General features: G+C 40.4%; 11 protein-coding genes. All 11 read left to right on the forward strand.

Annotation, left to right across the window (positions count from 1 at the left end; translation table 11 throughout):
- Positions 1-41: 41 nt before the first annotated feature.
- The 11 genes from H0185_RS21075 (at position 42) to H0185_RS21125 (ending at position 12,292) form a co-directional block, all read left to right on the forward strand.
- Positions 42-284 carry a YlmC/YmxH family sporulation protein gene (locus tag H0185_RS21075; protein ID WP_221875473.1) on the forward strand — a complete coding sequence of 81 codons (243 nt, stop codon included), beginning with the start codon at positions 42-44 and terminating at the stop codon, positions 282-284.
- A 328-nt stretch (positions 285-612) separates the two neighbouring features.
- A complete protein-coding gene (gene dpaA / locus H0185_RS21080) occupies positions 613-1,515 on the forward strand; it encodes a dipicolinic acid synthetase subunit A (RefSeq protein WP_221875474.1) in 903 nt (300 codons plus the stop codon).
- Entirely contained in the window at positions 1,512-2,114 is a 603-nt protein-coding gene (locus H0185_RS21085; protein WP_221875475.1) for a dipicolinate synthase subunit B, read from the forward strand. The genes dpaA and H0185_RS21085 overlap by 4 nt, the downstream gene beginning before the upstream one ends.
- Before the next feature lie 215 nt (positions 2,115-2,329).
- Positions 2,330-3,376 carry an aspartate-semialdehyde dehydrogenase gene (gene asd / locus H0185_RS21090; RefSeq protein ID WP_221875476.1) on the forward strand — a complete coding sequence of 349 codons (1,047 nt, stop codon included), beginning with the start codon at positions 2,330-2,332 and terminating at the stop codon, positions 3,374-3,376.
- A 60-nt stretch (positions 3,377-3,436) separates the two neighbouring features.
- The gene (gene dapG, locus H0185_RS21095; protein ID WP_221875477.1) at positions 3,437-4,669 is read left to right on the forward strand and encodes an aspartate kinase; all 1,233 of its coding nucleotides are present in this window, start codon (positions 3,437-3,439) and stop codon (positions 4,667-4,669) included.
- A 63-nt stretch (positions 4,670-4,732) separates the two neighbouring features.
- Positions 4,733-5,602, forward strand: a complete 870-nt coding sequence (gene dapA / locus H0185_RS21100; protein ID WP_221875478.1) for a 4-hydroxy-tetrahydrodipicolinate synthase — start codon at positions 4,733-4,735, stop codon at positions 5,600-5,602.
- A gap of 252 nt (positions 5,603-5,854) precedes the next feature.
- Entirely contained in the window at positions 5,855-7,525 is a 1,671-nt protein-coding gene (locus tag H0185_RS21105; protein ID WP_281427660.1) for a ribonuclease J, read from the forward strand.
- Between the two features lie 207 nt (positions 7,526-7,732).
- Entirely contained in the window at positions 7,733-8,461 is a 729-nt protein-coding gene (locus H0185_RS21110) for a ClpP family protease (RefSeq protein ID WP_221875584.1), read from the forward strand.
- Positions 8,458-8,673 (forward strand): YlzJ-like family protein, encoded by a 216-nt coding sequence (locus H0185_RS21115; RefSeq protein WP_221875479.1) that lies wholly within the window; start codon positions 8,458-8,460, stop codon positions 8,671-8,673. Before H0185_RS21110 ends, H0185_RS21115 begins: the two co-directional genes overlap by 4 nt.
- 214 nt (positions 8,674-8,887) lie before the next feature.
- Positions 8,888-11,272 (forward strand): DNA translocase FtsK, encoded by a 2,385-nt coding sequence (locus H0185_RS21120; protein ID WP_221875480.1) that lies wholly within the window; start codon positions 8,888-8,890, stop codon positions 11,270-11,272.
- A 294-nt stretch (positions 11,273-11,566) separates the two neighbouring features.
- Positions 11,567-12,292 (forward strand): GntR family transcriptional regulator, encoded by a 726-nt coding sequence (locus H0185_RS21125; protein ID WP_221875481.1) that lies wholly within the window; start codon positions 11,567-11,569, stop codon positions 12,290-12,292.
- Positions 12,293-12,337 lie beyond the last annotated feature (45 nt).

Below are 12,337 nucleotides of genomic sequence, written 5' to 3' on the forward strand. Positions count from 1 at the left end.
ACTGATACATATATAGTAAGACAAAGATTGGAGGAGAGGCTTTGAGGTTAAGTGAATTAGGTGGAAAAGAAATAGTCGATGTAAAAAAGGCAGAAAGACTAGGGGTACTTGGACAAACGGATCTAGAAATAGATGAACGGACTGGCGAGATAAAAGCATTAGTCATCCCCTCGGTAAAATGGTTCGGGATGAAACGACAAGGAGGAGAATTGAGAGTACCTTGGCGACAGATTAAAAAGATAGGAACCGACATGGTCATTGTCGACATTATAGATGAAAATTAGGCTAGCTGCAGCTAGTCTTTTTTTTATTCTATAAATATTGCCTGTCCAATAGAAGGCGTCAAAATGCCCGAGCGAGGTTGATAAAAGACTATACGGTAAAATAGGATTTCCCCGAAGCACTACTCCTCAACGAAATTTTTTCCATATGCTTAAATACAAGTTGTTTAAGCACACTGAAGGAACGCAAGATTCCTTTATTTATAAGGCTTCAGCGCCTTTTTATATTTGAAATCAGCGGATAACTCACCATACAGACACCTACGACATATGATGTTGGAGTAAATAGAAAAATTCCTGTTCGACTAATGAAAAGAAGGTGATCATTCTAATGCTGACAGGAATGCAAATCGCTGTAATTGGCGGTGATGCCAGACAGTTGGAGATTATCCGCCAGCTGACAGAGCATGATGCCAAACTGTCCCTAATTGGCTTTGAGCAATTGGATCATGCTTTTACAGGAGCAACGAAAGAAAAAATAACTGAAATAGATTTTTCTGTGCAGGATGCGCTGATTTTACCTGTTCGCGGTACAGATGCAAAAGGTCAGGTTGACACAATCTTTTCAAGTGAGAAGGTGTTCTTGACAAAAGAGATGCTTGAGAAACTCCCTCAGCATGCAATTATATTTTCAGGAATCAGCAATTCCTATTTGGATGAAATCACAAAGGAAGCTGACCGACGCCTCATTAAATTGTTTGAACGTGACGACGTGGCTATTTATAACAGCATTCCAACAGTGGAAGGAACCATTATGATGGTGATTCAACATACTGATTTTACCATTCACGGCTCAAACGTTGCAGTCTTAGGGCTTGGAAGAGTTGGGGTAACCGTTGCACGAACCTTTCAAGCGCTTGGAGCTAAGGTTAAAGTAGGAGCGAGGAAAAGTGAGCATATCGCAAGGATTACCGAAATGGGGCTCACTGCATTTCATCTAAACGATTTAGAATCAAATGTAAAAGACACAGATATTTGTATTAATACCATCCCAACATCGATTGTAACGGCATCGGTTATTTCGAAGATGCCCACCCATACCCTCATTATCGATTTAGCTTCCAAGCCAGGAGGCACAGATTTTCGCTATGCCGAAAAAAGGGGGATTAAAGCGCTGCTTGCACCAAGTCTCCCAGGGATCGTTGCCCCCAAGACTGCTGGTCAAATCTTGGCAAATGTCTTGATAAAGCTGCTTAGAGAAGATATGAAAAAGAGGGAGGAAAATCAATCATGAATAGTTTAAAAGGAAAAAGAATTGGATTCGGATTAACTGGTTCCCACTGTACGTACGATGCCGTTTTCCCTGAAATTGAAAAATTAGTCAATGAAGGTGCAGAGGTTATTCCAATTGTATCGTGGACGGTTCAATCAACAGACACTAGATTTGGTAAAGGGGAAGACTGGGTTCAAAGAATTGTGGATTTAACCGGAAATAAAGCGATTAATTCAATCGTTGATGCGGAGCCACTTGGGCCTAAGTATCCGCTAGATGCAATGGTTATTTCTCCGATGACAGGGGTCTCTTTAAGTAAGTTTGCAAACGCCCAAAATGATTCCCCGGTGTTAATGGCTGCGAAGGCAACTATGAGAAATTCAAAACCAATTATTTTGGGGATTTCAACCAATGATGCGCTTGGACTAAATGGAGTAAACATCATGAAGTTGATGTCAACAAAGAATGTTTATTTTATTCCTTTCGGTCAAGACGATCCAGTTAATAAACCGAACTCATTGGTCGCTAGAATGGGTGCGACTAGAGATGCGATTCTAGCAGCGATGGATGGCCGCCAGGTTCAGCCAGTTTTAGTAGAACGTTTTCGCGATGAGGAGTAGCCCTTTAATATATGGAAGGGCAAAGCATCCATTCTTAACTCTTCGATGCTTTACCGAAATAAAATCTGCCATTTCCCTTTCCTTCGTGGTTGAATATGATAAAATAAATGAAAATATAACATTGGCAGATTGATTCAATTGAATAGGTCTGCCTCTTCATATTTCTATCGACCCGTCAGATGTCGGTTAATTTATATTTGGAAGGGGAACTATGAATGGCACAAGAGAGAGGATACCATGTAGCAGTAGTTGGAGCAACAGGAGCTGTTGGCCAACAAATGTTGAAAACATTAGAAACTCGTAATTTTCCAATTTCAAAACTAACTTTACTTTCTTCTGCTCGTTCAGCTGGAAAAAAGGCTGTTTTTAAAGGTGAGGAAGTTACGATAGAAGAAGCAAAGCCAGAAAGCTTCGAGGGAGTGCAAATTGCTCTTTTTAGTGCTGGAGGCAGTATCTCAAAAGCATTGGCACCAGAAGCGGTAAAGCGCGGAGCTATCGTTGTTGATAATACGAGTGCATTCCGAATGGATGAAAATGTCCCATTAGTGGTTCCAGAAGTGAATGCTGAGGATTTGAAAACTCATAATGGGATTATTGCCAATCCAAACTGTTCAACGATTCAAATGGTCGTGGCATTAGAACCTTTACGTCAAAACTTTGGCTTAAAGAAAGTCATTGTTTCGACTTATCAAGCGGTATCCGGTGCTGGTGCTGCAGCGGTAGAGGAAATGTATCAGCAAACTCAAGCGATTCTAGATGGAAAAGAGCCTGAAGCAAACATCTTACCAGTTGGTTCTGATGAGAAACATTATCCTATCGCTTTTAATGCGATCCCACAAATTGATAAGTTTGAAGAAAACGGGTTCACATTCGAAGAAATGAAAATGATCAATGAAACGAAGAAAATCATGCATATGCCAGCGCTAGAAGTTGCGGCTACATGTGTACGTCTTCCGGTGGGTACAGGGCATTCCGAGTCGGTTTATTTCGAAATCGATAAAAAGGGTATTGATTCCAATCAAGTGAAAACCTTGCTTTCTGATGCACCAGGAGTTGTCTTACAAGATAATCCATCAGAGCAACTATATCCAATGCCAGCATTTTGTGTAGGTAAAAATGATGTTTTTGTCGGTCGCATCCGAAAAGATTTAGACAATGAGCAAGGCTTCCATATGTGGGTTGTTTCTGATAACCTTCTAAAAGGAGCGGCTTGGAACTCTGTACAGATTGCCGAAAAATTAATTGAACTTAAGTTAGTCTAATAATTAGCAGCATTAGTAAAAAAATTTACAATATTAATAGAGCATCTTCGAGGTGTAACGATGAAAATAATCGTCCAAAAATTTGGTGGTACGTCCGTTCGCGATGATGAAAGTCGGGCGCATGCCATTAACCACATTAAGCAGGCCATAGGCAATGGTTACAAAGTGGTTGTTGTTGTATCTGCAATGGGAAGAAAAGGGGAACCGTATGCAACAGATACCCTCCTTTCCCTCATTGGTGAAAATAAAAATAGTTTAAAGCCTAGGGAGTATGATTTGTTGCTCTCCTGTGGTGAAGTGATTTCAAGTGTGGTGTTTACAAGCAAACTCCATGAGCATGGAGTAAAAGCAACCTCACTAACAGGCGCACAGGCAGGTTTTTTAACAAATGGAGAACATACTAGTGCAAAAATTCTGGATATGAAGTGTGAGCGCCTATTAAAAGAATTAGAGGATGTCGATGCGGTTGTCGTTGCTGGTTTCCAAGGGGCAGCTCCTAATGGAGATGTGACGACGATAGGCCGAGGAGGCAGTGACACATCTGCTGCAGCTCTTGGTGCAGCACTTAGTGCAGAAAGAGTCGATATCTTCACAGATGTCGAAGGGATTATGACAGCAGATCCTAGAATTGCTGAAAACGCTAGACCATTAGCTGTCGTCACGTATACAGAAGTCTGCAATATGGCTTATCAAGGTGCAAAAGTGATTCATCCACGTGCGGTTGAAATTGCCATGCAGGCGAAGGTGCCGATTCGAATTCGCTCTACTTATTCAGAAGGTTTAGGGACACTTGTTACGGACAACAATACGAAACAAAGCAAAGGTGCTGATATAAAAGAGCGCCCAGTAACAGGAATTGCCCATGTTTCGAATGTAACACAGTTAAAGGTTTTTGCGAGAAAAGACCAATACAATCTTCAGTCAGAAGTGTTTAAAGCGATGGCCAACGAAAATATCTCTGTTGATTTTATCAATATCTCCCCAAAAGGGGTGGTTTACACAGTATCAGATGAAATGACGGACCGTGCCCTAACAGTATTAGAATCACTTGGGCATGAACCACAAGTGGAACGGAATTGTGCGAAGGTTTCTGTAGTTGGTGCAGGAATGGCAGGAGTTCCGGGAGTTACTTCGAAAATCGTTACGGCGCTTTCAGAAAAAGAGATTCGAATTCTACAATCGGCCGACAGTCATACGACAATTTGGGTATTGGTCAAGGAGCAGGACCTTGTTCTTGCTGTGAATGCGTTACACGATGCTTTCCAGCTTGAAACGGTTCAACAAGAAAAATGACAGCTAGAAAACCGGAGTAAAACTCTTTTATAGAGTTGCACAAAAGTAAAGGAGTGGATCACAATGGTCCAATTTGGCCGTATTTCGACAGCAATGGTTACACCTTTTGATAGCAAGGGGCATGTCGATTTCGCAAAAACGACTCAGCTGGTCAATCATTTAATTAAGAATGGAACCGATTCATTAGTTGTAGCAGGAACAACAGGTGAGTCACCAACATTAACAAAAGAAGAAAAAATTGCCTTATTTGACCATGTTGTAAAAGTGGTAGATAAACGAGTACCTGTAATTGTTGGTACAGGCAGCAACAATACGTACGCTACGATTGAACTAACGAAAAAGGCAGCACAGTTAGGTGTAGACGGAATTATGATTGTTGCTCCTTACTACAATAAGCCGAATCAGGAAGGACTATATCAACATTTTAAGGCAGTTGCGGAAAGTACAGACTTGCCGATTATGGTTTATAATATTCCTAGTCGCTCGGTTGTCAACATACTTCCAGAAACAATTATCCGTCTTTCAGAAATCCGCAATATTGTTTGTGTGAAGGAAGCAAGTGGGGATTTAAGTGCAATGACAAAAATAATTGCCAATACATCAGAGGATTTCCACCTTTATAGCGGCGATGACAGCATGGCTCTTCCTATTCTCTCTATTGGTGGTGTTGGCGTTGTCTCTGTAGCATCTCATATCATTGGAAATGAAATGCAAAAGATGGTTAGGACTTTCCTAGAGGGAAATCATACTGAAGCAGCAAAGTTGCACCAGAAGTTGCTTCCAGTTATGCAAGGATTATTTAACGCTCCAAGTCCTGGCCCTGTTAAAACAGCCCTACAATTAATGGGACTTGATGTTGGATCGGTTCGACTGCCTCTTGTTCCACTGAATGAGCGGGAACGTGCCGAAATTTATGAGCTTATAAAGAACTAAGAAGTCAACCTTAATGGTTGGCTTTTTTATTTCTATATTAATCCCTGCGTGCGTTCATAGATTTTATTTCGTTGATGTGAGAGACTTCACGTTTCATCTAGCTTTTAATGGAAGAAGTCTAGTCGAATTGAATCGATTTGGCATAAATGCCAATTTGTGGACCGGATTTCTATTGTAAAGGGTTTCCTCCATCAAGTATAATAGCTATAACTGGTCATGGTCGGCCCAATTCAGCAAGGAGGAAGCTAACAATTGAATAATAGAGTAAATGAAAGCATCAAGGTTATACCCATGGGTGGCGTCGGAGAAGTTGGTAAAAACATGTACCTCACAGAAGTGGACGGGGATATTTTTATCGTAGATGCCGGATTAATGTTTCCGGAAGATGAGATGCTCGGAATTGATATCGTTATTCCCGATTTAACTTACTTGGTTCAAAATAAAGACAGAGTACGGGCAATTTTTCTAACACATGGACATGAGGATCATATCGGTGCATTAACGTATCTGCTGCAAAAGGTACAGGCACCTGTATATGGCACAAGATTAACACTTGCTCTCGCAAAGGAAAAATTGAAAGAACAAGAGTTTAAGGGCAGAGCAGATTTTCGAGTGATTCACTCGAATTCAAAACTCAAATTTGATTCGACTCATGTAACCTTTTTTAAGACAAACCATAGTATCCCAGACTCTGTAGCTGTCTGTATTCATACATCAGAGGGAGCGATTGTTCATACTGGTGACTTTAAATTTGATCAAGCTGCTTCTGCGCTTTATCGACCTGAGATAGGAAAGATGGCGGCAATCGGAGATAAAGGGGTTTTATGCTTATTATCTGATAGTACTGGAGCTGAAAAACCAGGCTATTCTCAATCAGAGGTTGTGGTTGCGCGCGAATATGCCAATCGAATTGATCAAGCAGAAGGTAGAGTCATTGCTGCATGCTTTGCGACAGATATAAGTCGTATTCAGCACATTTTTAATAGTGCCTTAGAAAGTAACCGAAAAATTGTGCTCGTCGGAAAAAGTCTGAAACGGACTTTAGAGAAAGTAATTGAACTTGGTTATTTACAAGTGGAAGAAGAACAAATTTGTCCTATCAATGATATCCACCACTACCAAGATAATGAACTAGTAATCCTAATTACTGGGAATCAAGGCGAGCCGATTGAAGCACTTGAAAAGATGGCAAAGATGGCTCATCCAGTTGTCAACATTCAAAAAGGTGATACGGTATTAATTCCTGTTTCTCCGTTTATTAATAGTGAAGTGTTCCTAAATAAGACCATTGATTTACTCCATCGTGCAGGGGCGGAGGTTGTTTACGGAAAAGGCTTAATTAATGTTACGAGTCATGGAAGTCAGGAAGAATTAAAGTTTATGATCAATCTCATGAACCCGAAATTTTTCATTCCTGTTCATGGGGAATATAAAATGCTAAAAGCTCATGAAAGGGTAGCAGTAGAATCCGGGATTCCTGTGGGCAACATTATTGTCCCAGATCGCGGGGATGTCATTGAGTTTGTAGAAGGTAGGGTGCGCACAGTTGATCGTGTACCAGCTGGGAATGTCTTAATTGACGGGATTGGTGTCGGAGATGTGGGCAATATTGTTCTCCGAGATCGGAAACTCCTTTCTCAAGATGGTGTACTAATTGTGGTTGTGACTCTAAACCGTCCTTCACGCAGTATTGTTGCCGGTCCTGAAATTATTTCGAGAGGTTTTGTTTATGTTCGAGAGTCAGAGAAATTAATGGCAGAATCCGAAGAAATCGTGAAACAAATTGTTGAGAAAGTAATTTCAAGAGATTCATTTGACTGGGCTAGCCTCAAACAAGAAATGAGAGAAGCTTTAAGTTATCATTTGTTTAATAAAACGAAACGCCGGCCAATGATTATGCCGATCTTAATGGAAGTTAGATAAGGTATGATGAAGAAGAGGATGTCCATTCATTTTGGATATCCTCTTTTTGTTGTATAAGAGACAAATGCCTAGAAATTATGAAGGTTAATTGAAGCTTGAATGCTTCGTCAGATTTCACACAATTATCCAGAATTCCGCATTAAAAAGCCAATATTGTCCATACTAATGGGTATCATGTCTGTAGGGGGTAAAAAAAGGATGATGGAAATGAATGAAAACACTCCAGAAAAACCAGAAGGACAAAAGGAAGAAAAGTCTAGTTTGATGGAGAAAATTCAACAGTTGGGGCAGACAAACGTCCCGCAACTGTCACAGGATAGCAAAATTCACTGTTTGACGATTGTTGGACAGATTGAGGGGCATGTACAATTACCGCCCCATAATAAAACAACTAAATATGAGCATTTAATTCCACAGCTAGTTGCGATTGAACAAAATCCAAAAATTGAAGGCCTGATGGTCATCCTAAATACAGTAGGCGGGGATGTTGAAGCAGGCTTAGCGATATCAGAAATGATTACTTCTTTATCCAAGCCTACCGTTTCAATTGTCCTTGGAGGTGGACACTCGATAGGTGTCCCGATAGCCGTATCTTGTGATTACTCCTTTATCGCTGAGTCGGCAACGATGACGATTCATCCGATTAGGTTAACTGGCCTAGTTATCGGTGTCCCTCAAACCTTTGAATATCTAGATAAAATGCAAGAAAGAGTAATTAATTTTGTTACAACACATTCCAATATCAAAGAGGATGTCTTTAAGGAATTGATGTTTGCAAAAGGGAACTTAACAAGGGATATCGGAACGAATGTGGTTGGTGCTGATGCAGTTGAAAGTGGTCTAATTAATGAAGTAGGCGGACTGGGTGTAGCTATGAAAAAGTTAAATGAATTAATAGACTTGAAAAAGGAACAAAATGAGGGGTTGATTCAATGATTCTCTATACGATGATGCCGCAGGATTTGGTGTTCCCTCCAGAAGAACAACAGCAAAACTCAGGTCAGATGATGATGAACTATAAAGGGGTCCCTGTCCTTGCTGAACAGGTTGATGCCATGAATTATCAGATTATCCGAGTGATGAGCACGGACCCTTCGCATTATCTAAATACAGATTGTGCCCCTGGTACGAAAATATCCTTTTCATAGAACGAATGTTTGACCAACATCTCGGGACCTTATGTTATAATAGTGAGTATACCCTTGTGATAGCAGCCGAGAGAGGCTGCTTCTTTTCATCTAGACACTTAAAATATGCTTTAGGATTTTATACACTATCTTTATAAAAACAACCTTCATCTAAGAAGGAGACAATGGGTTTCTATCAGCAGGCAAAACGAAGACTAGATTGTAAGGTGATTAGATGGCTAAAAAGAAAAAACGACAAACTCATAAAAGCGATCCACTCAAATCGACACTGAAATTTGAACTTAGCGGACTCGTACTGCTGGCTTTAGCAGTGATTGCGATAGCTAAGTTAGGTGCGGCTGGTAAGGCAGTTGTGCTGTTTTTCCGTTTCTTTATGGGAGAATGGTACATGCTCAGTCTTATAGGCCTAATCATTTTCAGTTTTTATATTATGTGGAAACGGAAACTTCCATTTCTCTTTCAAATTAAGTTATTTGGTACATATTTAATCATTGGAGCGATTCTACTATTAAGCCATGTAACCCTTTTTGAAAATTTGTCAAATGGTGGTCAATTTGAAAACCCTAGTGTGATTATGAATACTTGGGACCTGTATAAGATGGAAATTAGAGGTGAGTCAAGTACGCCAGAACTAGGGGGCGGAATGATTGGAGCCGTATTATTTTCGATGTTTTATTTCCTATTTGATGCAGTGGGTTCGCAGTTAATCGCCTTCGTTTCAATCATTATCGGAATTATCCTGATTACGGGCAGAACTTTTGGGGAAACAGCTGGTAAACTAATCCAAAGTATCGGTAGCTTTATTGGCCGACAATGGCAGGGGTTTCTAGAGGACTTGAAAACGTGGCAGCAAGACTTTTCACGAAAAAAAGCCGAAAAACACGAAGTCAAAAAGGAAAAGAGGCCAAAGGAAAACTCAAAGCCTGCTGCTAAGAATAAAAATGAAGCTGATACTTTAGTAGAAGATGAGCCTATCCATACCGAACCACTTATCTCTAGCTTTGCCGAGAGAGCTTACCCAGAGGAATTGGTACACGAGGAATCGGGAGGTAAGAGTGAGGTTGTGGCGAATGATCAATCTATAAGTAAAAAAGCAGAAAAGCAAAAAGAAGATCAAAACGATGATAAGGAAGACGGAACGGCCCCACCTATCACTTTTACCGAGGTCGAGAACGTCGCCTATGAACTTCCGCCAATAAGTCTATTAAATCGTCCCAATAAAACAGATCAGAGTGGTGAATACGAATTAATTCACTCCAATGCTGCTAAGCTAGAACGGACGTTCCAAAGTTTTGGGGTAAAAGCAAAAGTAACGCAAGTTCATCTTGGACCTGCAGTAACAAAATATGAAGTCCATCCTGATGTCGGTGTAAAGGTAAGTAGGATTGTAAGTCTTCATGATGATTTAGCATTAGCATTAGCTGCAAAGGATATTCGAATCGAAGCCCCAATACCGGGGAAATCAGCCATTGGCATTGAAGTCCCTAACTCAGAGGTCGCAATGGTCTCATTGAGAGAAGTGCTTGAGGCAAAAAGGAATAATAAACCAGAAGCCAAGTTGCAAATCGCTTTGGGGAGAGATATTACAGGGGAGGCAGTGCTTGCGGAACTGAATAAGATGCCTCACCTTTTGGTAGCTGGAGCTACGGGAAGCGGAAAAAGTGTTTGTATTAACGGAATTATTACAAGCATACTAATGCGTGCCAAGCCGCATGAAGTAAAGCTCATGATGATAGACCCTAAGATGGTGGAATTGAATGTGTATAATGGGGTACCCCATTTGCTTGCACCAGTTGTAACCAATCCGAAACGAGCTTCACAAGCACTTCAAAAAGTAGTGAGTGAAATGGAGCGCCGCTACGAATTATTTTCTCATACCGGAACAAGAAATATTGAGGGCTATAATGATTACGTAAAAAGGGCAAATGAAGAGGAAGGCACCAAGCAGCCTTTGCTGCCATACATTGTGGTCATTGTTGACGAACTAGCTGACTTGATGATGGTAGCTTCATCTGATGTAGAGGATGCAATTACAAGGTTAGCTCAAATGGCACGTGCTGCTGGGATTCACCTTATCATTGCAACTCAACGGCCATCGGTTGACGTAATCACAGGTGTGATCAAGGCGAATATCCCATCTAGGATTGCGTTTGCGGTTTCCTCAGCAACCGATTCGCGGACCATCCTTGATATGGGTGGTGCTGAAAAGCTATTAGGTAGAGGCGACATGCTATTTTTACCAGTAGGAGCCTCGAAACCAGTGCGTTTACAAGGCGCATTTCTTTCTGATGATGAAGTAGAGGAAGTTGTTGATTTTGTCATCGGTCAACAAAAAGCACAATATCAAGAGGAAATGATACCTGAGGACGTTCCCGAAACAACATCTGAAGTAGCTGATGACTTATATCAAGATGCCGTTGATTTAATTATCGAGATGCAAACCGCCTCAGTTTCCATGCTACAGCGGAGGTTTAGGATTGGCTATTCCCGTGCTGCTAGACTTATTGATGAAATGGAACTTAGAGGAGTAGTTGGACCTTACGAAGGCAGTAAGCCTCGTACTGTGCTTATCTCTAAATCAGAAGAAGCCAGTTCATAATAACAACAATTTTTACCGAATACAGCCACAAAAAAGTGCCTCAAGATAACAAGTCTTGAGGCACTTTTCTATTTAATTCCAGCCGAAAAAAAGCTCTATTACTAAATTATACTTGCTAACTTAAATCATGGGAAGGGTAAGAAGTACAAATAGTAAATATTATCTACTTTTTTCGACAAAAAATTGAAACTCTATTTATTTATACTAGGAAAAGTGATATAGTAATTTCGATTAGTAGAAATGTAAAACATCAGATGTCTGATGTCTGCAGTAATTCGGTTGGAGGAAGCCCTTATGTCGATCAAGTCAGATAACCGTCACCTATATTTACAAGTAATTGATCGCCTAAAGCAAGATATTCAAAAAGGTGTTTACAAAGAAAAAGAAAAACTCCCTTCAGAATTTGATCTTGCAAAACAATTAGGTGTTAGCAGGGCTACACTACGAGAAGCATTGCGTATTCTAGAAGAAGAAAATGTCGTGATTCGTAGGCATGGAGTTGGTACATTTGTCAATTCCAGACCACTGTTTACATCGGGGATCGAGCAGCTTAATAGTGTTACATATATGATTGAACAGGTGGGGATGAAACCAGGAACCGTATTTTTAGATTCAACATTAATAGGTCCGACTGAAGAAGATATTCGTCGATTTAATTGTTCTCCGGAAGAGGAAATTCATGTCATTGAAAGGGTTAGAACCGCAGATGGTGAACCCGTTGTTTATTGTATTGATAAATTTCCTCACCAAATTTTTCCGGAGCCTTTTTCGTATGAAAAGGAGTCTATCTTTCAAATGCTAGAAGAGGGGTCCGACAGGAAAATTGCTTATGCGGTAGCACAGATTGAGCCAATTGGTTTTCATGAGAAAGTGTCACCGATTCTTGAGTGTGAACCTGAAACGGCCTTGCTTGTTTTAAAACAAATGCATTTTGATGAAATGGATACTCCAATTCTTTACTCGGTCAACTATTTCAAAGCTGATAAGTTTAGCTTTCATGTTTTTAGAAAAAGAATTTAAATTTTTCTCTAAACTGAAAGCGGTAGCTTGTTGCAATCTTCCATT

The organism is Mesobacillus maritimus, from assembly GCF_019749255.1.
Taxonomy (GTDB): Bacteria; Bacillota; Bacilli; order Bacillales; family Cytobacillaceae; genus Mesobacillus_B; species Mesobacillus_B maritimus_A.